20 protein-coding genes are annotated in these 21,661 nt (G+C 73.2%); 10 read left to right on the forward strand and 10 right to left on the reverse strand.

Going from position 1 to position 21,661, the window contains the following annotated elements; genetic code table 11:
* Window positions 1-33: 33 nt before the first annotated feature.
* A complete protein-coding gene (locus BF93_RS07990; RefSeq protein WP_051486684.1) occupies window positions 34-630 on the reverse strand; it encodes a helix-turn-helix domain-containing protein in 597 nt (198 codons plus the stop codon).
* 135 nt (window positions 631-765) lie between these two features.
* On the opposite strand from BF93_RS07990, the gene BF93_RS07995 reads away from it, so the two are divergent.
* Together BF93_RS07995 and BF93_RS08000 are read left to right on the forward strand one after the other, a co-directional pair.
* Window positions 766-2,319, forward strand: a complete 1,554-nt coding sequence (locus BF93_RS07995; RefSeq protein ID WP_084148367.1) for an MFS transporter — start codon at window positions 766-768, stop codon at window positions 2,317-2,319.
* Window positions 2,316-3,221 (forward strand): NAD-dependent epimerase/dehydratase family protein, encoded by a 906-nt coding sequence (locus BF93_RS08000; protein WP_038371779.1) that lies wholly within the window; start codon window positions 2,316-2,318, stop codon window positions 3,219-3,221. The genes BF93_RS07995 and BF93_RS08000 overlap by 4 nt, the downstream gene beginning before the upstream one ends.
* A 24-nt stretch (window positions 3,222-3,245) precedes the next feature.
* Here BF93_RS08000 and BF93_RS08005 read toward each other — a convergent pair whose 3' ends face one another.
* The gene (locus tag BF93_RS08005; protein ID WP_198025381.1) at window positions 3,246-4,145 is read right to left on the reverse strand and encodes a LysR family transcriptional regulator; all 900 of its coding nucleotides are present in this window, start codon (window positions 4,143-4,145) and stop codon (window positions 3,246-3,248) included.
* Between the two features lie 87 nt (window positions 4,146-4,232).
* On the opposite strand from BF93_RS08005, the gene BF93_RS08010 reads away from it, so the two are divergent.
* Window positions 4,233-4,958 carry an SDR family oxidoreductase gene (locus BF93_RS08010; protein ID WP_038371780.1) on the forward strand — a complete coding sequence of 242 codons (726 nt, stop codon included), beginning with the start codon at window positions 4,233-4,235 and terminating at the stop codon, window positions 4,956-4,958.
* On the opposite strand, the gene BF93_RS08015 is transcribed toward BF93_RS08010, so the two are convergent.
* The 3 genes from BF93_RS08015 to BF93_RS08025 all read right to left on the reverse strand — a co-directional run bounded on the left by BF93_RS08015 (window position 4,959) and on the right by BF93_RS08025 (window position 9,738).
* A complete protein-coding gene (locus tag BF93_RS08015) occupies window positions 4,959-6,080 on the reverse strand; it encodes an NAD(P)/FAD-dependent oxidoreductase (protein WP_038371781.1) in 1,122 nt (373 codons plus the stop codon).
* On the reverse strand, window positions 6,077-7,153 hold the full coding sequence (locus BF93_RS08020) for a Gfo/Idh/MocA family protein (RefSeq protein ID WP_051486685.1): 1,077 nt from the start codon (window positions 7,151-7,153) through the stop codon (window positions 6,077-6,079). The genes BF93_RS08015 and BF93_RS08020 overlap by 4 nt, the downstream gene beginning before the upstream one ends.
* A gap of 95 nt (window positions 7,154-7,248) precedes the next feature.
* The gene (locus BF93_RS08025) at window positions 7,249-9,738 is read right to left on the reverse strand and encodes a WD40/YVTN/BNR-like repeat-containing protein (protein ID WP_156954088.1); all 2,490 of its coding nucleotides are present in this window, start codon (window positions 9,736-9,738) and stop codon (window positions 7,249-7,251) included.
* A 188-nt stretch (window positions 9,739-9,926) separates the two neighbouring features.
* Between BF93_RS08025 and BF93_RS08030 the strand changes: the two genes are divergently transcribed.
* Together BF93_RS08030 and BF93_RS08035 are read left to right on the forward strand one after the other, a co-directional pair.
* Window positions 9,927-10,409 (forward strand): NUDIX hydrolase, encoded by a 483-nt coding sequence (locus tag BF93_RS08030; RefSeq protein WP_038371782.1) that lies wholly within the window; start codon window positions 9,927-9,929, stop codon window positions 10,407-10,409.
* 61 nt (window positions 10,410-10,470) lie between these two features.
* Window positions 10,471-11,616: an adenosine deaminase family protein gene (locus BF93_RS08035; protein ID WP_038371783.1), complete on the forward strand. Its 1,146-nt coding sequence runs from the start codon at window positions 10,471-10,473 to the stop codon at window positions 11,614-11,616.
* A gap of 55 nt (window positions 11,617-11,671) precedes the next feature.
* On the opposite strand, the gene BF93_RS08040 is transcribed toward BF93_RS08035, so the two are convergent.
* Both BF93_RS08040 and BF93_RS08045 read right to left on the reverse strand, forming a co-directional pair.
* Complete coding sequence (locus BF93_RS08040; protein ID WP_038371784.1) at window positions 11,672-12,169, reverse strand: glutathione peroxidase; 498 nt, start codon at window positions 12,167-12,169, stop codon at window positions 11,672-11,674.
* Between the two features lie 116 nt (window positions 12,170-12,285).
* A complete protein-coding gene (locus BF93_RS08045) occupies window positions 12,286-13,251 on the reverse strand; it encodes an AraC family transcriptional regulator (protein WP_038371786.1) in 966 nt (321 codons plus the stop codon).
* 81 nt (window positions 13,252-13,332) lie between these two features.
* Here BF93_RS08045 and BF93_RS08050 point away from each other — a divergent pair, with 81 nt between their 5' ends.
* The 4 genes from BF93_RS08050 (at window position 13,333) to BF93_RS08065 (ending at window position 17,417) form a co-directional block, all read left to right on the forward strand.
* The gene (locus BF93_RS08050; protein ID WP_084148368.1) at window positions 13,333-14,208 is read left to right on the forward strand and encodes an NAD(P)H-dependent oxidoreductase; all 876 of its coding nucleotides are present in this window, start codon (window positions 13,333-13,335) and stop codon (window positions 14,206-14,208) included.
* Between the two features lie 251 nt (window positions 14,209-14,459).
* Window positions 14,460-15,623: a PheS-related mystery ligase SrmL gene (gene srmL / locus BF93_RS08055; protein WP_051486687.1), complete on the forward strand. Its 1,164-nt coding sequence runs from the start codon at window positions 14,460-14,462 to the stop codon at window positions 15,621-15,623.
* Between the two features lie 123 nt (window positions 15,624-15,746).
* Entirely contained in the window at window positions 15,747-16,556 is an 810-nt protein-coding gene (locus BF93_RS08060; protein ID WP_038371787.1) for a hypothetical protein, read from the forward strand.
* 87 nt (window positions 16,557-16,643) lie between these two features.
* Window positions 16,644-17,417 (forward strand): hypothetical protein, encoded by a 774-nt coding sequence (locus tag BF93_RS08065; protein ID WP_038371789.1) that lies wholly within the window; start codon window positions 16,644-16,646, stop codon window positions 17,415-17,417.
* Window positions 17,418-17,611: 194 nt separating this feature from the next.
* On the opposite strand, the gene BF93_RS08070 is transcribed toward BF93_RS08065, so the two are convergent.
* The 3 genes from BF93_RS08070 to BF93_RS08080 are packed head-to-tail and all read right to left on the reverse strand — an operon-like array spanning window position 17,612 to window position 20,294.
* The gene (locus BF93_RS08070; RefSeq protein WP_038371790.1) at window positions 17,612-18,598 is read right to left on the reverse strand and encodes a transketolase family protein; all 987 of its coding nucleotides are present in this window, start codon (window positions 18,596-18,598) and stop codon (window positions 17,612-17,614) included.
* Window positions 18,595-19,560 carry a transketolase gene (locus BF93_RS08075; RefSeq protein WP_051486688.1) on the reverse strand — a complete coding sequence of 322 codons (966 nt, stop codon included), beginning with the start codon at window positions 19,558-19,560 and terminating at the stop codon, window positions 18,595-18,597. The genes BF93_RS08070 and BF93_RS08075 overlap by 4 nt, the downstream gene beginning before the upstream one ends.
* Window positions 19,557-20,294 carry a FadR/GntR family transcriptional regulator gene (locus BF93_RS08080; protein WP_038371792.1) on the reverse strand — a complete coding sequence of 246 codons (738 nt, stop codon included), beginning with the start codon at window positions 20,292-20,294 and terminating at the stop codon, window positions 19,557-19,559. Before BF93_RS08080 ends, BF93_RS08075 begins: the two co-directional genes overlap by 4 nt.
* Window positions 20,295-20,800: 506 nt before the next feature.
* On the opposite strand from BF93_RS08080, the gene BF93_RS08085 reads away from it, so the two are divergent.
* Window positions 20,801-21,607, forward strand: a complete 807-nt coding sequence (locus BF93_RS08085; protein WP_084148369.1) for an SDR family NAD(P)-dependent oxidoreductase — start codon at window positions 20,801-20,803, stop codon at window positions 21,605-21,607.
* The last annotated feature ends 54 nt before the right edge of the window (window positions 21,608-21,661 follow it).

The following is a 21,661-nucleotide window of genomic DNA, read 5'->3' on the forward strand; positions in this document are numbered from 1 at the left end:
TCCGCCGGCCTCGCGGCATGTCAGGGCCGATGCTCAGCGGTCCCCGGCCGGACGGCCCGCGCCGCGCGGCGAGACCCGGGGGACGGCGGCGTCGCCCCGGGGCCCGAACAGGTGCAGGATCTCGACGGAGCTCCCGTCCGCGGGACCGAACCAGTGCGGCGTCGACGCGGCGAACTCCGCGGTCTCCCCGGGTGCGAGCAGGTGCTCGTCCTCCCCGAGGAGCAGCCGGAGGGTCCCGGCGAGCACGAAGAGCCAGGCGTGTCCCTCGTGGCTCGTCAGGCGCGGCTCGCGCGGTCCCAGCACGTGCTTGAAGACCTGGATCCGGCCGGGATACCGCGTGATCGGCACGACGACTCCGCCGCTCGCGTGGCGGTGCGGCACCAGATGCATGCGGGGGTCCCCGGTCGCGGGCGCGGCGATGATCCGCTCCAATGACACCCGGTACATCTCCGCCAGGGGGATCAGGAGGTCGAGGGTGGGCTGGCGGTGGCCCGTCTCGAGCCGGGACAGCCCGCTCTGCGAGAGGCCGGTCCGCTCGGCGACGTCCGCCAGGGTCAGGCCGCGTTCGAGGCGCATCGCGCGCAGCCTCGGGCCGATGCCATCGATGATCTCCGCGACAGGGGTCTCCATGCGAACAGTGTGCAGGATCTGCAAGATCGCTCGGCAGCCGCTCCTCGTCCGCGCAGGATGATCCCGGTCCGGCGCTCTGTCGGACCTGGTGAGCCCGTCGACCCGGCGGGCGCGAGATGAGAGGTCGATGCCCGGATGACGGAGAAGACCGGTGCCGCAGGTGGCGGCCTGAGCGCCCGCCGGAGGTGGGCCGTGCTGGGGGTCTGTGCGCTGGCGCTGTTCCTGGTGGGGCTGGACACGACGATCGTGACGGTGGGGCTGCCGGAGATCGGCCGCGGCCTGGGCATCGAGGGACATCGCCTGGCATGGGTCGTGGACGCCTATACGGTCGTCTTCGCGGGACTGCTCATCAGCTCCGGGGCCCTGGCGGACCGCTTCGGTCGCCGTCGCGTGTTCCGGACGGGGCTGATCACCGTCGCGGCGGCATCGCTGGCGTGCGCCGCCGCGCCCGCGCCCGGCATCCTCGTGGCCGCCCGCGCGGTGCAGGGCGCAGGGGCGTCGATGCTCTCGCCGGTCGCCCTGGCCATCGTGGTGAACGCGATGCCCGACCCGCGTGAGCGCGCCTCGGCCATCGGCGTGTGGGGAGCGGTCTTCGGGCTCAGCATGGCGGTCGGACCGGTCGCCGGAGGGGCTCTTCTCGCACTGCTGGACTGGCGCGCCCTGTTCTGGATCAACGTCCCCGTCGTGCTGGTCGCGCTGCTGCTGGTGGCGGCCGTGGTCCCGGAATCGCGAGGACGGCGGGCTCGTCGGCTCGATCCGGTGGGGCAGGTCCTTCTCGTGCTGATCCTGGTCCTCGGGGTGGCACTGCTGATCGAGGGGCGGCGACTGGGCTGGGGCTCGCCGTGGGCGATCCTCGGGTACGGCGCGCTCGTCGCGCTCTCGGCCGCGTTCGTCCTCGGGGAGGCGCGCCGGAGGGAGCCACTGATCGAGCCCTCCCTGTTCCGGTCGCCGCAGTTCGCGGGGGCTGTGCTGGCAGCCGTGGCCGTGTTCCTCGCCTTCAGCATGACGCTGCTGATGAGCACGGCCCTCCTGCAGGAGACCCAGGGCTGGTCTCCGCTGGACGCCGGGGCGGTCATCCTGCCGATGGCGCTGGGCGCCACCGTCTGCGCCCCGCTCTCCGGTGCCCTCGTCGGGCGGATCGGGCCCCGCCCGCCCCTGCTGATCGCCGGCTCCGCGCTGACCGCTGGAGGTGTCCTGTTCCTGCTCACGACCCGTCCGACGGCGCTTCTCGCCCTGGGCCAGGACCCCTCGGCGCTGCTTCTGCTCTCCTCCCTCCTCGTCGGGATCGGCGTCGGGTTCGCCAACGCCCCGATCACCAGCACGGCCGTCGGCGCCCTGTCATCGGACCGTGCGGGCGTCGCCGGCGGCATCGCCTCCACCGCTCGGCAGGTCGGGACCGCGATCGGCATCGCCCTGGCCGGCACCCTGGTCGTCGGGCCCGCCGCCGGCGGTGTCGCGCCGTCCACGGTCGCGGGCTGGATCGTCGTGATCGCCAGCGGAGCCGTGGTCCTCCTGATCGCAGTCGGAGCGGACGGCGGTGCCGCCGTCAGCACCCGTGTCGGGGCCGGCGACGGCGGTCCGGGTGCCGATCCCGGCCGGCCCGGGAGCGCGGGGCAGCCGGCGCGGACCGATGCGGCGGTGGCCGTCGATCCGCGAGCTCCGCGGCCCGGCCAGGAGCTCGCGCGATGAGGGCGCTGGTGCTGGGTGCCCGCGGCGCCGTCGGACAGGTGGTCCGGCGAGAGCTCACCCGGCAGGGCCACACCGTGACCGGGGCGAGCCGGCACGCCGACGCGGACGCCGTCGTCGACCTGCGCGGCGACCTCGCGGCCTTGTCCCGTCTGTCCCGGTCTCACGACGTCGTCGTGAACGCCGCGGGCATCGAACGGGCCGAGCTCGCCGCCGCCGTCGGCGGCACGCCCCTTGTCGAGATCTCGGCCACCGGGGCATACCTGGAGGAGCTGCGCACGGCGGCATCGGGCGCCGTCGTGCTGGGCGCAGGGCTGGTGCCCGGACTGAGCACCGTCCTCGTCTCGTCGCTCGAGCCGCGTCCCGGCGACGACGTCGACGTCCTCCTCATGCTCGGATCCGGGGAAGCGCACGGACCCGCCGCCGTCGCGTGGACGGCGTCCCTGGTCGGGGCCGACGTCCATCGGCCCCCGGAGGGTCGACCGGTGCGGAACCTGCGCTCCAGCACGCGCGCGGTCGGGCGCGATGGCAGGTCCCGCCACTATCTCCGCGCGGACTTCCCCGATCACGTCCTGCTCCGCGCGCAGCGGGGCATCGATGTGCGGTCCTATCTCGCGCTCAGCTCGCCGGCGCTGACCGCGGCCCTCGGCGCGGTCGGCAGGATCCCGCGGCTGCGCGGCCTGCTGAGGGCTGTGCCGCATGCCGGGAGCGACCGGTGGCATGTCCTCGTTCGCAACCGCCGCACCGGAGCGACCCTGCAGGTCGACGGGGTCGGGCAGTCCGAGGCGACCGGCCGGCTCACCGCGCTCGCGGCGCAGCACGCGGCCACGTCCCCTCGGCGCGGCTCGATGACGATGGCCGACCTCATCGACCTCGAGGAGGCCCAGGCCGCGCTCGGCCGATGAGAGCCACGAGATGGAGCAGGTCCGCTATGCGGGGGCGACGGCGGGCGCGATCGAGGCATGCTCCTCGGCGAGGCGCACGGCGGCCCGCACCAGCGCCGCGACCGTACGCGAGCGGCTGTGCGGGGGCCAGGCGAGCACGGTCGTGACCGCGGGGGCGTCGGGCACCGGCACGCAGGCCAGCGAGGGGTCGAGCTGGGTGCGCACCGAGGCGGGGAGGACCACGGCGGCCCGTCCCATGCGGATCAGCTGCATCAGCTGGACGTGATCGGTGAACGTCGGCCCGGGCCCGGGGTCATGGCCGCCGTTGCCGCGGGGGAACCGTGCCAGAGGGAGGTCCTCCAGGGCGGACGCCTCGGCGAGGCTCAGCTCCGGCGCCTCGGCGGCGGGGTGCCGGCGGGGCAGGACCAGCACCTGCGGCTCGACGAGGATCTCCTCGTAGTCCAGCCCCTCCACGGAGTCGAAGGGCAGGTGCAGCAGGGCGAGGTCCGCGCGGCCGTCGCGCAGCATCTGCTCCTGCTCGCCGATGCCGCACAGCAGCACGTCGACGTCCTCGACGCGGGCGCCGTCGGCCGCCGCGTAGCGGTCCAGGAGGTCGGTCAGCAGGTCGACCGATGCTCCCGCCTTCGTGGCCAGGGCGACGGAGGGCCGCTCGGCGAGGGCGCGCGCGGTGCGACGGGTGCGGCGCTCGGCGGCCTCGAGCGCCGTCAGCGCGCTGCCGGCCTCCTCCCGCAGCACACGGCCGGCGGGCGTCAGCGCGACGGACCGGCTGGTGCGCTCGAACAGCTGCGCGTCCAGCTGCGACTCGAGCCGTCGGATCGCGCGGGACAGCGGCGGCTGGGCGATGCCGAGGCGCCCGGCCGCGCGCCCGAAGTGCAGCTCCTCCGCCACGGCGAGGAAGTACGTCAGCTCGCGGGTCTCCAGCATGTCGCCCCCACATCGTTGCGTCACGGGTATTGATCGTGCCCGGATCGGTCTTGGACTCCCCGGGCGGAGCCAGCCTAGCCTCATCGTATGAGCGAGAAGAGAACAGCGCTGGTGACCGGCGCGAACAAGGGAATCGGATTCGAGACCGCCCGTGGCCTGGGCGCATTGGGCTGGAAGATCGGAGTGGGCGCTCGGGATGATCAGCGGCGGCGGGAGGCTGTCGCCCGGCTCCGAGAGGAAGGGGTGGACGCCTTCGAGGTGCCGCTCGATGTCACCGATACCGACAGCGTCATGCGTGCCGCGGAGATCGTCGAGCGGCAGGGCGGCGGGCTGGACGTGCTCGTGAACAACGCCGGCATCGTCGGGGATCTCGATCAGATGCCGACCTCGGTGGATCTGGACGTCTTCACGGGGGTGCTGGACACCAACGTGCTGGGCGTCGTCCGGGTCACCAATGCGATGCTGCCGATGCTGCGCCGATCCCCGGCACCGCGGATCGTGAACGTCTCCAGCAGCGCCGGGTCCCTCACCCGCCAGCAGGACCCGCAGGAGAACACCGGACCGATCGCCGTCGCCTACTCGCCGTCGAAGACGCTGCTGAACGCGGTGACGGTGCAGTACGCCCGGGAGCTCGAGGGCAGCGGCATCCTCATCAACGCCGTCTGCCCCGGATTCGTCGCGACCGACCTCAACGGGCACCGCGGCACGAAGACCCCGCAGGAGGGGGCGGTCAGCTCGATCCGGGCCGCGACGCTGCCCGATGACGGCCCCACCGGCACGTTCTTCGACGTCGACGGGGTCGTGCCGTGGTGATCAGGCGGCGAAGCGGTCGGGGGTGAACTCGGCCAGCAGCGGGTGGCGGCGGCCGGTGACGACCTCGTGGGCGACGGTCTCCCCGGCGATCAGCGCGAGGGTCGCGCCCGAGTGGGTGAAGGCGACCGAGCAGCCCGGCAGCGCCGAGACGGCGCCCAGCACCGGCTCGCCGTCGGCCGGGATGGGCTTGCGGCCCGCCGCCCAGCCGGCGGCGCGCAGCCGGGTGCCCGGCGCGAACAGGCGCGAGGCCTCCGCGAGGAGCTCCTCGACGACCGCCTCGTCGACGGTGCAGCGGCCGTCCTCGTGCTCGAGGATCCGGTCGACGTACCAGTCGTGGTCCACGCAGAAGGTGCCGCCGGGGTTCGGGCGCACCGCCGCCCGCGGTGTGTTCAGCACGGGCGCGCGCACATCGGCCGGCTCGGTGGTCACCAGCATCGACAGCGGGGAGGCGTCCGGGATCTCCACGCCGGCCCGCGCCATCACGGCCGATGTCCCCGCGCCGCAGGCGACGACCACGGCATCGGCCCGCAGCGCGGAGCCGGCGGCGTCGCGCACGCCGACGGCGCGGCCGTCCTCCACGATCAGGGCGCACTCGCCGAGACCGGTGCGGATCTCCCCGCCGCGCCCGCGCAGCTCGGCGGCGAGATGCTCGACGAGGTGGGGGAGGGACACCCATCCCTCGCCGGGGTTGAGGATGGAGGCGGTCGCGGCGGCCTCGGGATCCAGGTCGGGGACGGTGCGGGCGACGTCCTCGCGGGTCAGCAGCTGCGAGGCGTACCCGCGGGCGGTCTCGACGTCGTGGCGGGCGCGGGTCTCCGCGGCGCCGCCGGGATCATCGGCCGTCCACCACAGCCCGCCCGGGAACCGCAGCCAGTCCCGGGTCGGATCGGCGGCGAAGAGGGTGCGGTAGCGGTCGATGCCGCACAGGCGCAGCGCGTGGTAGGCGGCGCTGCGGTCCCCGGCCGAGTTCAGCCAGGACAGCGAACGGCCGGAGGCGCCGTCGTACAGCGCGCCCGAGGTGGCGAGGGTGACCGCCACGCCCGCCCGGGCGAGGTGGATGGCGACCGAGGTGCCCAGGGCGCCTCCACCGAGGACGACGGCGGTGCGCGGCGCCGCGGTCACGAGAACACCGTGCGCCGGCCGGCGTGCGCCGCCTCGATGATCCGCAGCACCTCCACGGAGTCGGCGGGGTCCACGGGCAGCGGCCCGCCGGTGCGCAGGGCCTGGGCGAGCTCGCGGTAGTAGCGGCCGTAGTCGCCGGTGCCGGCCGGGGTCGGGGTGGTGCCCTCGCCGGTGCTGATCCGCCCGCGCTCGGCCTCGGACTCGACCCCGAAACCGGGCGCATCGGGCTGGACGCCGGAGCGCAGCGCGGCCTCCTGCGGGTCCTTGCCCTCGGTGCGCCAGGCGCCGCGGTCGCCGCTGACCAGGAAGCGCGGCCCCTCGATCGCGGAGAGGCTGGTCATCGTCAGGTAGGAGGCGGCGCCGGAGGCGTGGGTGAGGATCAGGTGCGCGACGTCGTCGGGGCCGCCGAGCACGCAGCGGACATCGGCCAGCATCTCGGTGACCGGTCCCTGCAGCTGCACGGCCTGGTCGATGAGGTGCGCGCCGAGGTCGAAGAGGATCCCGCCGCCGGCCGCGGCCGAGGTGTGCGCCTTCCAGCCGCGCCCGCCGGCCGGCTTCCAGCCCTCGAAGCGGGACTCCAGGGTGTGCACGGTGCCGAGCGCGCCGTCCTCGAGCAGGCCGCGCAGGGTCAGGAAGTCCGCGTCGTAGCGGCGGTTCTGGTAGACGGAGAGCCGGCGTCCCTGCTCGGCGGCGAGTCCGATGAGCGCCTCGCCCTCGGCGCTGGTGGGGGTGAAGGGCTTGTCGACGACCACGTCGAGGCCGGCCCGCAGGGCGGCGGAGGCGTGCTCGACATGCGCCGCTGGCGGCGAGCAGACGATCACCAGGTCGAGATCGGCGGCGTGGTCGACGACCTCGAGCGGATCGGCGATGATCCGCACGCCCGGGTGGTCCTCGCGGGCCTGGGCGGCGCGCTCCGCGTTCGAGGTCGCGACGACGGCGACCCGGTAGGCGGGATCGAGCCGCAGGAACGCCCCGTGGAAGATGCGCCCGGACAGCCCGTAGCCGAGGATCGCGGTGCGGATCGGGGCGGCGTCCCGCGCAGCGGTGGACGGGGCGGAGGGGGCGGACGTCATGGGGCTCTCCTGGGGGTCGGGGCGGCATCCCGGGATGCCGGCGCTCAGGTGCTCAGGCTTCCACAGCCGATGCCGCCCCGCCACATGGGGCCCGGTCAGCCGCGGCCGCGCCCCGGACGGCCGTCGGCCTTCCCGGCCACGTCGATGTCGCCCATCACGATGCCGCGGCCGTTGGTCGCGATGTAGACGCGGCCGAACACGTCCGGGTCGCCGGTGATGGCGAAGCCGGTGCGGCCCCACTGGTGCTGGTCGTCGTTGATGCGCGTCCACCCGGCCCCGCCGTCGATCGAGCGGAAGATGCCGCGCACCCCGTCGCGCTCGCCGGAGACGTAGACCGCGGGCGTGCTCGCCCCGGGCGCCGCCTTGCCGAAGCCGACCGCATCGGCCGCGTCGAAGCCGGGCAGCGCGCTCCAGGTGTCCCCGCCGTCGCGGGAGCGGAACAGGCCGTACGGCTCGCCCTCGGCGCCGCCGGCGAGCCAGACCTCGCCCTCGGCCCCGGGCACGGCGCCGAAGCGCACCTCGCCCCGGACGGGCAGGGCGGCCGATGCCCCGGGGGCATCTCCCGCGCCGGCCCCGGCGCTCGCGGCGAAGCTCGCCCCGCCGTCGTGGGAGGTGAGGAACGTGCCCTCGCTCCAGGCGTACACCCGCTGCGGATCGACCCGATCCGCCTCCACGCGCGCCGCGCCGGAGATCCCGGCCGAGGCCGTCCAGGTGGCCCCGCCATCGGTGCTGACCTGCACGCCGATGCCGGGGACGGACCACACGATCCGGCCGCCGTCCGCCGTGACGGCCACCAGGCCCGGGCCCTGCGCCCCCTCGACCGGGGAGCCCGCGGCCCAGCTGCCGCCGGCGTCGCGGGAGACGGCCACGCGGTGCACGCCGGAGCCGTCGGTGCCCGCCCGCACGAGCACCTCCGGGGCGGCGCCGGCCGCATCGACGCTGGTGGAGCCGCCCATGTACGGGTCGGTGATCATGCCGGGGACCGTGTCGACGTCCTCGTGGACGAAGCCGCCCAGGTCCAGCATCGCCGAGAGCACGTCGACCTCGCCCTCCGGGGCGACGAGGTCCTGGATCGCGGTCTCCTCGATGCCCTGTGCCTGGGCGCTGATCCGCACGGTGCCGCCCTCCTCGTCCCAGGCGGTGAGGTTCTCGGTGCGGTAGATCGTCGCCCCCGTGCCGTACATGGCCTCGTCGGGGTCGTGGGGGTTGATCTCGAAGGACTCCGCCATCCAGCCGAGCTTCGGCGAGGGCTCCGCCCCGGCGACGGGCTCGGAGGGCTGCGCCCCGAAGGTCAGCCACGGGGCGCGGGAGATGTCCTGGGTGTAGCGGCGTTCCAGGACGCTCTCGCCGTCCTGCCCTGTCGTGTAGTCCCAGATCGGCGTCCAGGTCTCGCCGCGGTCGGTGCTGCGGAAGATGAGGATGTCCGGCCACCACTGGATCTGGGTGGTCACCATGAGGGTGTCGGGGTCGGAGGCGTCCACGCTCAGCCCGGAGAAGCCGAAGTCCCCGCCGACGGGGCGCTGCGGCGGGGTGATGTCGCTCCAGGTGCCGTCGTCGATCGAGTAGCGCCACACCTCGCCGTCGGAGCCGTCGTAGGGACCGGCCGTGTTCGAGGTGGTGAGGTACAGGCTGCCGCTGGCCTCGTCGATGACGCCCTTGTGGGGGAGGAAGCCGGTGGGGGCGCCGGGGACGGGGGCCCAGGTTTCGCCGCCGTCGTCGGAGCGGTACAGGATGTCCTCGGTGTCGGCGACGGCGGTGAAGATCGTCCGCGAGCCCTCGCCGGCGACGGCGCCGCGGGTGTCGAAGGCCGTCCACAGCACGCCCACGTTCTGCGTCTCGTAGCTCCACTCGCTGCCGGGCACCGGCACGAAGTCCCCGGCGTTGGGGAAGGACTCGACCTCCGCCCAGGTGACGCCCGCGTCGGTCGATCGCCACAGGCCGTTGCCGCCCTCGGCGCCGAAGTACAGGGTGTCGGGGTCCATCGGGTCGATCTGCAGGCGCTCGCCGATGCCGCGCCCGGGCATGTTCCCGCCGACCTTGAACGGCAGCTCGGTCGCCTGCCAGGTCTCGCCGTGGTCCTCGGAGCGCAGGATCGCGCCGTGGTCCGGGTCCCACTCGTTGGTGTACATCCCCACCGCGGCGTAGACCCGCTCGGTGCGCACGGGGTCGGTGGCCAGGCTGAGGACGCCGTTGCGGTTCCAGTCGTCCCAGCCCACATGGTCCAGCAGCGGCACCCAGCGGTCGGCCTCGCGGTCCAGGCGGTAGGCCCCGCCGATGTCGGTGCGCGCGTACACCAGCCCGTCCTCGGTGGGGTTGTAGATGATGCCGGGGACGAAGCCGCCGCCCTCGATCTGGACGTTCCCCCAGGTGTAGCCGGCGACGGCGGGGCGCGAGGGCGCCGGGTCGCGGGGGCCCGGCCGCAGCGGAGAGGTGAGGCCGGCGGTCGTCACCGGGGTCGTTCCGGCGGGGCGGGCGCCGGGCGCATCGGCCGCGGCGGGCAGGCCCGCGAGGCACAGCGGCAGGAGCGCCGAGGCCGCGAGGATCGAAGCGCTTCGCTTCGGGGCAGAGGGGAGGGATCGGTGCACCACGCACTCCTTCGTGAGGGAACATCTCCAGGTCATGGCCGCCCTGATGAGGAGTCAGGGCCGATGGGGCCTGCAGCGGCAGGCGGCCGACGTCCGGTTCACGTCCACTGTGACTCGGATGACACGGGACACTAGTCGAAGCGCTTCGCCTGCGCCAGGGGTCCCCGGTCCCCGGGTAGGGTCCGGGCATGGTCGCGCACCCCGCCCTGATCCCCGCCTCCTACGTCTACCTGCGCCGGCGCGGCGACGGCGGCCGGGTCGAGGTGCTGCTCCAGCAGCGCGCGAACACCGGCTACCGCGACGGGCACTGGGTGGCCGGCGCCGCCGGGCACGTGGACCTCGGCGAGGCCGCCCGGCACGCCGCCGTGCGCGAGGCCCGCGAGGAGCTGGGGGTGCGGATCGCCCCGGAGGACCTCGCCCTGCTGACCGTCATGCAGCGCACCGACGGCACCGACGCCCCGATCGAGCAGCGGGTGGACTGGTTCTGGTGCGCGGACCGCTGGGAGGGCGAGCCCCGCATCGTCGAGCCCCACAAGTGCGCGGGCCTGGACTGGTTCGCGCTGGATGCGCTGCCCGCGCCGATCCCGGACTACGAGCGCCACGTGATCGCCGCCCTCGGCGGTGCCCCGCTCGACCTCGACTCGACCTGGAGGCACCGCGCGGAGCCCTGAGCGGCCGATGGCAGACTGGACCCCCGCCCTCGCCGACCCCATGCCCCCGCCAGGAGAGCCCATGCCGCTGCCCCTCGAGTCCCTGCGCGCCCTGCCGAAGGTCGTGCTCCACGACCATCTCGACGGCGGTCTGCGCCCGCAGACCGTGCTGGACCTGTGCCGTGAGCAGGGGATCCTCCCGCCCTCGGCCGATGCTCCCGACCGGTCCGCACCCGCGGCGGGATCTGCCGCAGGCGGCGGCGAGGCCGAGGGCCCGGCGGACGCGGTCGCCCGCTGGTTCGCCGAGTCCGCCGACTCCGGCTCCCTCGAGCGGTACCTCGCGACGTTCTCCCGCACCCTCGAGCTCATGCAGACCGCCCCCGCGCTGCGGCGGATCGCCCGCGAGTTCGTGGAGGACATGGTCGCCGACGGCGTCGTCTACGCCGAGACCCGCTGGGCGCCGATGCAGCACCTGGCCGGCGGCCTCACCCTCGCCGAGGCGGTCGACGCCGTCCAGGCCGGGCTCGAGGAGGGCATGGCCGCCGCGCGCGCCGCCGGCCGGCCCCTCCTCGTCGGCCAGCTGCTGTGCTTCCTGCGCCACCTCCCGGCGGACCCGGAGCTCGTCGACGTCGCCGCCGCCCGCCGCGAGCAGGGCGTGTGGGGCGTGGACCTCGCCGGGCCCGAGCTCGGCTTCCCCGCCGCCCCGTTCCGGGAGCAGTTCGCCCGGGCCCGGGAGACCGGGCTGCGCGTGACGGTCCACGCCGGGGAGGCCGATGGCCTCGCCTCGATCCGCGATGCCCTCGACAGCGGCGCCGAACGGCTGGGCCACGGCGTGCGGCTGGCCGAGGACCTCTCGGCGGAGGGGCGGCCGGGCCCGATCGCCTCCCGGGTGCGGGAGGACGGGATCTGCCTCGAGGTCTGCCCCAGCTCCAACCTGCAGACCGGCGCGGCGCAGACGATGGCCGCGCATCCCGCCGACGCCCTGCTGCGCGCCGGGATCCCGCTGTCGATCAGCTCCGACAACCGCCTCATGAGCCGGACCTGCACCAGCCGTGAGCTCGCCCGGCTCGCCGAGGCCTTCGACTGGTCCCTCGAGGACGTCCGTCGCACGGTCCTGACCGGCCTCGACGCGGGGTTCGGCCCGGAGGCCGCGCGGCGCGCGCTGCGGGAGGACGTCGTACTCCCCGCCTTCGCGGCCGCACAGCCGGGACGGGGCGGGCAGGAGTAGCGGCCGGAGCAGGAGCAGCCCACGGACTGCTCTGCGCGGCCGGGGCGCGGGGCGCTCAGCGGGGGAGCGCCGCCTCGATGGCTTCGATGACCTCCGGCGCATCCGGCGTGACCTTCGGCCGGAACCGGGTCACGGACCCATCGGCCGTGACCAGGAACTTCTCGAAGTTCCACTGGACCGGGCCGGCGGTGCCCTCGGCGTCCGGGACCTGCGTGAGCGCCCGGTAGAGCGGGTGCGCGTCCTCGCCGCCCACCTCGATCTTGTCGAGGATCGGGAAGGAGACGCCCCAGGTGGTCGAGCAGTACTCGAGGATCTCCTCGATGGTGCCGGGCTCCTGGCCCATGAACTGGTTGCAGGGGAAGCCCAGCACCGTCAGGCCCCGCGGGCCGTAGTCACGCTGCAGCTGCTCGAGCTGCGCGTACTGCGGCGTGAGGCCGCACCGCGAGGCGACGTTGACGATCAGGACCGGCCCGCCGGCGTAGTCCTGCAGGGTCCGCGTCGCGCCCTGCGCGTCGGCGAACTCGATGCCGGTCAGGTCGGTGCTCTCGCTCATCGGTGCTCTCCCCTCATGCCGCCGTGCGGCGCGCTCTCGTGTGCGCCCAGACTACGGCCGCCGGCCTGCGCGGCGGCCGGGCGCGGGCGGAGCCGGTCCGGCGCCGGCCGCTGTCGTCAGGCGCTGACGGCCTCGGCCCGGTAGGCGCTCGGCCGGACGCCGTGCTCCCGGTGAAAGGCCGTGCTCAGCGCGAAGGCGCTCGAGTAGCCGACCTGCCGGGCGATCGTCTCGAGGGTGTCCTCGCCCTCGCGCAGCATGTCCGCGGCCAGGCACAGCCGCCACCCGGTGAGGTAGGCGATGGGGGACTCCCCGAGCAGGTCGCGGAAGCGGCGGGCGAACGCGGCGCGGGAGACCTGCGCCCGATCCGCCAGGGACGCCACCGTGTGCGGCAGCTCCGGACTGCCGTGGATCTCCTCCAGCGCAGGGCCGACCACCGGGTCCGCCGCCGCGGAGAACCAGGCCGGTGCCGCCGCGCCGTCGGGGGCGTCCTCCGGGTGGGCGAGCCCGTCGCGCAGCGCCCCGATGAGCACCAGGTCCAGCAGGCGGTCCAGCACGGCCTGCTGCCCGGGCTCGTCACGGCGCAGCTCCTCCTCGAGCAGGTCCATCGGCGCGCGGCTCCGGCGCTCCGCCGGCACTACCAGCACGCGCGGAAGGCCGCCCAGCAGGCGCCGCGTGAGCCGCCCCGTCGCGGCGAACGACCCCGTGAACAGGGCGTGCTCGGCGTCCAGGCGATCCCCGCAGGCGCGCGTCGCCAGCCCGATCTCGCTCTCGGGCAGCGCCGCGCCGTGCGCATCGGTGCATGATCCATCGGCCAGGCACACGTACCGGGGAGGCGCGGGGGAGTCCGGATCGCTGGTCACCGAGAACGCGCGCGGCCCGGTGACGACGGCGAGGTCCCGCGGGGCCAGGAGCCGCGGCGGGCCGTCCCCGGTCTCGAGCCAGGCGCTGCCGCGCAGCATCGTCACCACGGTCATGGTCGCGCCCTCGTCCAGGCGGATCCGCCACGGCGGGGTGAGCAGGTTCGTGCCCAGCAGCGCACCCGAGGCGCGGATGCGCTCGATCAGGCGGGTCAGAGCGTCCATGCCCCCAGCGTAGACGCTCGCGCATCGCTGCGAGATTCTGCGATATTCAGCGTCTCGCATCGTGCTGGTTGGCTGGGTCGCATGACGACGACGAACACCCCGACGACGAACACCCCCTCGACCCCCGGACACGCCGCCTCGCCCGACCTCGCCCCGGCGCTGCTCGCCCACGCCCCGACCCCCGGCACCTCGCTGTGGGTGCATGCGCACCCGCAGGAAGGGTCCTTCAACGACCAGCTGTTCCGCGCCGGCACGGCGGCGCTCGCCCGTCGCGGCGAGGTGCTCCGCAGCGACCTGTACCGGCAGGGCTTCGACCCGGTGCTGCGCACGCAGGACGCCGGCGACCGCGCGACCGAGGCCGGGAACCTGGCCACCCGGATCGCGCAGGCCCATGCCGCCGGGCAGATCCCCGAGCCCGTGCGCGAGGAGCAGCGCAAGCTCGCCGCCGCCGATCTGCTGGTCCTCCAGTTCCCGCTGTGGTGGTACGGCACGCCGGCCATCCTCAAGGGGTGGCTGGACCGCGTGCTCACCGAGGGCTTCGCCTACGGCGACATGGACCCGGAGCTCGCGGTGCCGCGGCGCTACGGGGACGGCGGCCTCGCCGGCCGGCGGGCGCTGGTGGTGGTCACGGCGGGGGAGGACCCTGCCTCCATCGGCCCGCGCGGGATCAGCGGGGACATCGAGTCGCTGCTGTTCCCGCTCACCCACGGCACGCTCTGGTACGTGGGCATCGAGGTGCTGGACATCCACCTCGTCACCGATGCCGACGCGCTCGGGGCCGAGGGCGTCGCGCACGAGGTCGACCGGCTGCGGGAGCGCCTGGCCGGGATCGACGCCGAGCGGCCGGTCCCCTTCCGGTCCCTGCGCGAGGGCGACTACCGGGGCACCCGCGCGCTGCGCGAGGACCTGCTGCCCGGGCGCGTCGACCTCGGGATCCATCGGCAGATCGCCCGCTGAGCAGCGGCCCCGCGGCCCCGCGAGGGTGCCGAGGGATCCGCGCGATGCGGCGCACCGCCCCGCTCCGGCCCCGACCGCCGGCGCGGGGCGGTGCTACCCTTCCGGACCATGAGGCGCATGCAGCGATTTCCCGACCCCCGGCCGATGACGGCCGCGGGGTCCTGATGCTGCGCTGAGCAGGCGCCGGGTCCGCGCAGGCACGGCCGGGGGAGCACCCGCCCCGATCGGACCGCTTCCTGCAGGAGACCCTCATGACCGCCCACCCCGCTCCCGCCCCTGCCCTCCCGGCCCCGACGCCGGACGACTACCTCACCCCTGAGCAGCTGCACCGCGCCCTCACCCTGCGCGACCTCACCGACCCCGGCCAGGGGCAGCACGCCATGCAGCTGCTGCTCGCCGCCGTCACCGACGCCCTGCGCCCGTCCGGGGGCGGGACGGTCCGCACCGTGCGCACCCCGCCCATCGTCCCCGTGCGCGACAACTACGACCGCCTGGGCTACGCCCCGGACGACGTCACCCGCGCCCGCCGCTACACCCGGTACCTCTCGCCGACCACGATGCTGCGCAGCCACACCAGCGCCCAGCTGCCGGCGATCCTCGAGGAGTACCGGGGCCGGGAGGGCGAGGGTGTGGACGAGCTGATCGTCGTGCCCGGACTCGTCTACCGCCGCGACGCGGTGGACCGCAGCCACGTCGGGGAGCCCCATCAGGTCGACCTGTGGCGGCTGCGCGAGGACCCCGGCACCTCCGACGCCGACATGCTCGCCATGATCGACGCGGTGGTGGAGGCCGTGCTGCCCGGCGCGCGGCGCCGCCTGACCCCCGCCACCCACCCGTACACCCACGGCGGCCGCCAGATCGACGTGCTGCTGGATGGGCAGTGGCTCGAGATCGCCGAATGCGGGCGCATCCATCCGGCGGTGCTCGAGCGCTCTGGCCTGGACCCGCGCCGATGGTCCGGGCTGGCGCTCGGCATGGGCCTGGACCGGGCGCTCATGCTGCGCAAGCAGATCCCTGACATCCGCCTGCTGCGGGCGCGGGATGCGCGGGTCCTCGCGCAGATGCGCGACCTCGCGCCGTGGCGGCCCGTCTCCTCCCAGCCCGCCGCCCGTCGCGACCTGTCCGTGGTGCTGCCCGCCGGGGAGGACGAGGAAACCCTCGGCGACCGGGTGCGCACCGCCCTCGGGGACGATGCCGAGCTGCTCGAGTCCGTCTCGATCCTCTCCCGTACCCCGGCCGCGCAGCTGCCGGCCGCGGCGCGGGAGCGCCTCGGCATCGGCCCCGAGCAGGAGAACCTGCTGATCCGCATCGTGCTGCGCCCCCTGGAGTCCACGCTCTGGGCCGCCGAGGCGAACGCCCTGCGCAACCGCGTCTACCGGGCGGTGCACGAGGGGCCGGTGCTCGAGCTGATCTAGCGGCACCTGACGAAGGCCGAGGATGCGGTGGTGAGCCGTCCTCAGGGCCGCCCGCGCCGGTTGTGACCGAACTGAGGCCCGGTCGAGACCGGGTCGTCACCAAGGGGCTGGGAGCATCGCCTCATGACCACCCACATCCGTCGCGGCTTCGCGGTCACCCTCGCCGTGCTCGCTCTCGCCGCGTGCGGTACCGCGGAGCCAGAGGCCGTTCCTTCTCCAGAGAGCACGCCGGCAGCCGTGGTCAAGGCGACGACCAAGGCCCCGATCATCACCGAGACGACGGAGGCGGCCACCACGACGCCGACTCCGACGGATCCGATGATGCGAGCGCTGGAGATCTCCTGCCACGCCGAGGGCGAGGCTGGGGGAGAGGAGTTCTCGAGCCTGGAGGAAGCCTGGGCCGCACCCGCGGAGCAGCGATACAGCTGCGACGTCGATCGCGTCTCGAGGTCGCAGTGGATGGACGTCGAGGCTGAGGCCTATGAGGCCGCCGGCTACGACAACGGGGACATCTCGACCTTGTACTTGCTCTGCGCGAAGCCGGGCCTCGGGTACGGCGGAGATCTCAACACCTACAGCGATGGCCAGCAAGCCGAGCTCGCGGCCGCCCTCGTGCTCTGTCCCGATCATCCCGACGCGCCTGTCGTGCGCGATCGGATCGAGGCCTCGATCGTCGAGGACCGACTCATCGCCGAGGGTCGCGTTTTCTTCGACGGCACCTACCGGGTCGGAGAAGACGTCCAGCCCGGAACCTACGTGCTCGAGCGCGAGGACAGCCCGGTCGAGAATTGCTACTGGGAGCTCCTGGACGAGGATGGCGACATCATCGACAACAACTTCATCTCGAGCGCGTTCCGCGTCGAGATCACCGTTCCGAGCAGTGCCTACTCGCTGACCACCGAAGGCTGCGGCAGGTTCGGGCCCGCCGAGTAGAAGTCAGCCTGGTGGGCGTGTGCACTCAACTGGCTGGCCACCGAGTTCTTGCTGCCGCGAGTCGTGCTGATAGGGGATGATAGGGGCATGTCCCATGAACCGAGCAGGCCAGCCGACCTCGAGCTCGATGACTTAGTCGACGCAATGGATGAGCTACTGGGGATCTGGGAGCGTTGGGTTGCGATCGGATCCATTCGGCTCAATCCGCGCAGAGAATTTTCAAAGACGCAACGTCAAGCCGCAGTCATCGTCACGCTCACACAGCACCTTTTCCAACTTGTTAAGACGGTGCGCCCCTATCTTCCCGAATCGTTGCCGATTACACTGGTTCCGGTCGCCCGAGAAGCGCTGGAGACGGGTATTTGGGTCGTGTGGATGGACCGGTTCGAGGATGCGGCCGAAGCCGCCATCAATGAGGCGGATCGGAATCGCAAGAACTTGAGGGAAGCAATGGTGAAGAGTGCCCTCATTCCGGAAGGTATGTCGACAGCCATTCCGGACTGGAGCAAGCTTGATGTCGCGGAGTCTCAGCATCTCAGAAGTTTCGAGAAGATGACGGACGCCCTCGGTCTCCCGGAGATGTACGCCTACTATCGGATGCTGTCCGAGCTCTCGCACCCCGGGATCCATGTTGCCGACGAGTACATCCTCGAGAAGCCGGACGGTTCGCCGGCCTTTCGGGATTCCGCCTCGCCGGGCATCGAGAGTATTTTGGCAACACGCCTACTGCCGTTCTTCTTGCTCAAGGCGGCTAGGATTGTTTCCTACATGACCCGAGATGTCGAGCAGCGTCGCGAAGTACGGGCGGTCGCCCGAAAGCTTCGTGTCGACTCGGAAAGGCTGTTCGGGCCGACCTGGTGAATAGTATTGCCTGAAGGATGGACTTGAATTTTACGAGAGTCTGGGGTCTCTCCGATCTTCTGACATGGCGGGAGATCACCATCGGTCGTCCGAGTCCGCCCCGCCTTCGCACATCACCAACCAGCACCTCCACTGGAGGGAAGCTGTGGTCGACACGGTAGGGGCGGGGTGGGAACAGGCGAAGGAGCCGCGCTTCAGAGCAGCTCGCGGATCCGCTCGATGATCTTCGCGGTGGACACGCCGTAGCGGTCCTCGAGGGTGGGCAGGGCGCCGGCGTCGAGGAACGCGTCGGGCAGGCCGATGGGCGTGACCCTCTCGCCGATCCCGCGGCCCACCAGGGTGCGGGCCACGGCGTCGAACAGCCCGCCGACCACCGAGTGGTTCTCGGCGGTGAGGACCAGGCGGCCCTTGCCGAGCGCGGCGACGACGCTCTCCTCGTCGAAGGGCTTGAGGGTGGGGGAGTGCAGCACGGCCACGCCCACGCCGTCCTTCTCGAGCTGCGCTGCGGCCTCCAGCGCGCGCTCGGTCATCAGGCCGGTGGAGATGATGAGGACGTCCCCGCCCTCGCGGATCATCGTCGCCTTCCCGAGCTCGAAGGAGTAGCCGTACTCGTCGAGCACCGCGGGCACCTTCCCGCGCAGCAGCCGCATATAGGTGGGGCCGTCGCTCGCGGCCAGCTGGGGGACGGCCTGCTGGATGTCGATCGCGTCGCAGGGGTCCACGATGGTCAGGTTCGGCATGCCGCGCAGGATCGCGACGTCCTCGGTGGCCTGGTGGGAGGGGCCGTAGCCGGTGGTCAGGCCCGGCAGCGCGCAGACCATGTTGACGTTGAGGTCCGCCTCGGCGATGTCCAGGCACAGGAAGTCGTAGGCCCGCCGGGTGGCGAACACCGAATACGTGGACGCGAAGGGGATGAAGCCCTCCATCGCCAGGCCCGTCGCGGCGCCCAGCAGCGCCTGCTCGGCCATGCCGATCTGGTAGAAGCGCTCCGGCATCGCGTCGCGGAGGATGTGCAGGTCGGTGTACTTCGCGAGGTCTGCGGAGAGCCCGACGATGCGCTCGTCCTCCCGCGCCGCCTCCAGCAGCGCGTGGCCCAGCGGGGCGGCGACGGTGCGCTGCCCCTCCTTGGCGATGTCGACGCTCATGGCGCCGCTGGTCAGCTTCGGGGTGGTGGTGCTCATCGGGCGTCGTCCTTCTGCGGGGAGGCGACCAGCGCCTCGTGCGACTGCTTCAGCGTCTCGTGGGCGCGCGCCCACTCCTCCTTCTCGACCCGCATGAAGTGGAGCTTCTCGCGGTCCTCGAGGAAGTCGACGCCCTTGCCCAGCCGGGTGTCGGCGATGAGCACGCGGGGGCGGGGGCCCTGGATCTCGCGCAGCTCGATCAGGGCGGCGAGGACGGCGGCGACGTCGTTGCCGTCGCAGCGGCGGGCGATCCACCCGAAGGCCTCGAACTTGTCGGTGACCGGCTCCATGGAGAGCATGTCGGTGCTCTTCCCATCGGCCTGCTGGTCGTTGAAGTCGACGATCGCGATGAGGTTGTCCAGCCGGTGGTGCCCGGCGACCGCCGCGGCCTCCCAGGTGGAGCCCTCGCCCAGCTCGCCGTCGGAGAGCAGGTTGTAGACGAACCGGTCCGATCCCTTGCGCTTCAGCCCCATGGCCACGCCGTTGGCGATGCCGAGACCGTGGCCCAGGGAGCCGCCGGAGATCTCCACGCCCGGGGTGTAGGTGCGCATGGAGGACATGGGGAAGCGGGAGTCGTCGGTCGCGTAGGTCTCCAGCTCCTCGAGCGGGAAGAACTTCGCCTCCGTGAGCGCCGCGTACAGCGCCAGCGCGTAGTGGCCGATGCTCAGCTGGAAGCGGTCCCGGTCCTCGGACTCGGGGTCCAGCGGATCCAGGCGCAGCTGGTCGGTGAACAGCACCGCGAGCACGTCGGCGATGTCCAGGGCCTGGCCGATGTAGCCCTGGCCCTGCACCTCCGCCTGGATCAGGGAGTTGCGGCGGATCCGATAGGCGGCCTCCTGGATGCGGGCGATGCGCTCCGGATCCAGGGCCGTGTCCCGGGCCGAGGCCGGGGCCGATGCGGCCTGCGGGGCGGGCGGCCCGGCGGACGCCTCGGGGACGGGCGGGGTCTGCGGTGTGCTCATGTCTCTCCTCGCGGGGCGGGGGCGGTGTGGGGGCGCGGGCGCGAGACGCGGCGCCAGCGCTCGAAGTGCTCGACCATCGCGGCGCTCACCGCCTCGCGGCGGCGGGAACGCAGGGCCCGCGTGATCTCGAAGTGCACCTCGTCGGTGGTGAACATCTCCGGGATCACGCCGCCGTTCTCGGCGATCTCGCGGCTGATGACGACGCGGCGGCGCTCCAGCAGCAGGTCGTGCAGGGCCTGGTTCATGCTCCCGACCATGTAGGTCATGATCGGGTTGTCGAGGATGTCGAACAGGGCCAGGTGGAAGTCGTGATCGGCCTTCAGCCCGGCGGCGAAGTCCCGCGCGGCGGAGGCGTCGATCATGTCGTGCACCGTCTGCTCGAGCGCCAGGATCTGGGCCTCGGTGACGTGCTCGAGGATCCGCGGGGCGATCGCGATCTCGAGCATCTCGCGGGCCTGGGCGATCTGCGCGGTCGAGACGAGGCCCGCCCGCTGCATCAGGGTGAACACGTTGCCGGTCCCGCTGGTGGACGGATCCACCAGCATGTTCCCGGAGCCCTGGACCTTCTGCAGCATGCCCAGCATCTGCAGGCCCGAGAGCCGTTCGCGCACCTGCGACCGGGACAGGCCGCTGATCTCCGCCAGGCGCCGCTCGGTGGGCAGACGGATCCCCTTCTCGGTCCGGGTCCCCTCCCGCACGAGCGTGTCCAGGAACTCCAGGGCATCGGAGTCCATGGGACCTCCTTCGGTCGTGGGGGACGGGCGAGAGGATCGAATCACGCCGACCCCGCCGCGGCAACGCGTCCCGCCCGCCGCCTGAGGGCCTGCACCGGATGACGGCGCAGGTCAGGGGCGGACAGCAGGGCACAGAAATTGGTCGACCAATGATCTGCGGACGCCGCGCGAGACGGGGCCGGTGCGTGCGGGGGCGCGCAGGCGGCACGACGGGAGAGGTGGCGGCGGACGGCGCGACGGGGGACGGAAGCGCCGACGGGGCGGCATGCGGGAAACCGGCAGGGTGGCATGCGGGGACGGAAGGCGGCGACCAGGATTGGTCTGACCAATAGTGCGGATCTTCCATGCCTGTGGCCTGCGGCGATGTCCGCGAGCCTCGTCCGGGGATGGTCGGACCGATTGTCCGTGCCGGGGCCACTGCATAGCGTCTCCTCCCAGAAGCTCCGCCCGGCGTCCCGGGCGGCCCGCGCCGAGCGCGGCGCCACGACGATGTGAGAGGACCCGCGGTGAACGACACGACTCCCGCCCCCGCCCCCCAGACCGGCGACCAGCAGACCGTGCAGCGCACGGCCGTGGTCACCGGCGGTGCCGCGCCCCGCAGCATCGGCCGCGCGACCGCGCACCGCTTCGCCCGGGAGGGATGGGCCGTGGCGATCCTCGACCGCGACGGCGAGGGCGCGAAGGCCGTCGCCGAGGAGGTCGCCGCCGAGCACGGCGTCCCCACCGCCGGGTTCGCCGTCGACGTGACCCGCAGCGCCGCCGTGGACGACGTGGCCGCACAGATCGCCGCCTCCGAGCTGCCCGTCGTCGGCGCCCTCGCCAACATCGCGGGGATCGCCTCTCCCGTGCCGTTCCTCGAGGTCACCGACGAGCTGTGGGACACGATCATCGCGGTGAACCTCACCGGCTCCTTCTACACCTCCCGCGCCTTCCTGCCGGCGATGCTCGAGGGCGGGTACGGCCGCGTGGTCAACATGTCCTCCGTCTCCGCGCAGCAGGGCGGCGGCGTCTTCTCCAAGACCCCGTACTCCGCCGCGAAGGCCGGGGTGCTGGGGCTGACCCGCTCCCTGGCCCGCGAGATGGCGCCGCACCAGATCACCGTCAACGCCATCGCCCCCGGCGCCGCGGACACCAACATCCGCGCGGCCGATGCCACCGAGGAGTCGGAGGCCGCCATCAACGCCTCCATCCCGATGGGCCGCCAGGCCTCCCCCGAGGAGATCGCCGCGCTGGTGGTGTGGCTGTCCGGCCCCGACGCCGGCTACATCACCGGCACCACCCAGTCCATCAACGGCGGCGCCTACATCTCCTGAGGATCCCGGCGCGGCGTCGACGACGCCGCGCCCCCGCCCCTCCGCCCCGCTCCC

Source organism: Brachybacterium phenoliresistens (genome assembly GCF_000576425.1).
Lineage (GTDB): Bacteria > Actinomycetota > Actinomycetes > Actinomycetales > Dermabacteraceae > Brachybacterium > Brachybacterium phenoliresistens.

Excerpts from the sequence above, each read along its gene's own strand:
- BF93_RS07990 (WP_051486684.1), bottom strand. The coding sequence starts at position 630 with ATGGAGACCCCTGTCGCGGAGATCATCGATGGCATCGGCCCGAGGCTG.
- BF93_RS07995 (WP_084148367.1), top strand. The coding sequence starts at position 766 with ATGACGGAGAAGACCGGTGCCGCAGGTGGCGGCCTGAGCGCCCGCCGG.
- BF93_RS08000 (WP_038371779.1), top strand. The coding sequence starts at position 2,316 with ATGAGGGCGCTGGTGCTGGGTGCCCGCGGCGCCGTCGGACAGGTGGTC.
- BF93_RS08005 (WP_198025381.1), bottom strand. The coding sequence starts at position 4,145 with ATGCTGGAGACCCGCGAGCTGACGTACTTCCTCGCCGTGGCGGAGGAG.
- BF93_RS08010 (WP_038371780.1), top strand. The coding sequence starts at position 4,233 with ATGAGCGAGAAGAGAACAGCGCTGGTGACCGGCGCGAACAAGGGAATC.
- BF93_RS08020 (WP_051486685.1), bottom strand. The coding sequence starts at position 7,153 with ATGACGTCCGCCCCCTCCGCCCCGTCCACCGCTGCGCGGGACGCCGCC.
- BF93_RS08030 (WP_038371782.1), top strand. The coding sequence starts at position 9,927 with ATGGTCGCGCACCCCGCCCTGATCCCCGCCTCCTACGTCTACCTGCGC.
- BF93_RS08035 (WP_038371783.1), top strand. The coding sequence starts at position 10,471 with ATGCCGCTGCCCCTCGAGTCCCTGCGCGCCCTGCCGAAGGTCGTGCTC.
- BF93_RS08040 (WP_038371784.1), bottom strand. The coding sequence starts at position 12,169 with ATGAGCGAGAGCACCGACCTGACCGGCATCGAGTTCGCCGACGCGCAG.
- BF93_RS08045 (WP_038371786.1), bottom strand. The coding sequence starts at position 13,251 with ATGGACGCTCTGACCCGCCTGATCGAGCGCATCCGCGCCTCGGGTGCG.
- BF93_RS08050 (WP_084148368.1), top strand. The coding sequence starts at position 13,333 with ATGACGACGACGAACACCCCGACGACGAACACCCCCTCGACCCCCGGA.
- srmL (WP_051486687.1), top strand. The coding sequence starts at position 14,460 with ATGACCGCCCACCCCGCTCCCGCCCCTGCCCTCCCGGCCCCGACGCCG.
- BF93_RS08060 (WP_038371787.1), top strand. The coding sequence starts at position 15,747 with ATGACCACCCACATCCGTCGCGGCTTCGCGGTCACCCTCGCCGTGCTC.
- BF93_RS08065 (WP_038371789.1), top strand. The coding sequence starts at position 16,644 with ATGTCCCATGAACCGAGCAGGCCAGCCGACCTCGAGCTCGATGACTTA.
- BF93_RS08070 (WP_038371790.1), bottom strand. The coding sequence starts at position 18,598 with ATGAGCACCACCACCCCGAAGCTGACCAGCGGCGCCATGAGCGTCGAC.
- BF93_RS08075 (WP_051486688.1), bottom strand. The coding sequence starts at position 19,560 with ATGAGCACACCGCAGACCCCGCCCGTCCCCGAGGCGTCCGCCGGGCCG.
- BF93_RS08080 (WP_038371792.1), bottom strand. The coding sequence starts at position 20,294 with ATGGACTCCGATGCCCTGGAGTTCCTGGACACGCTCGTGCGGGAGGGG.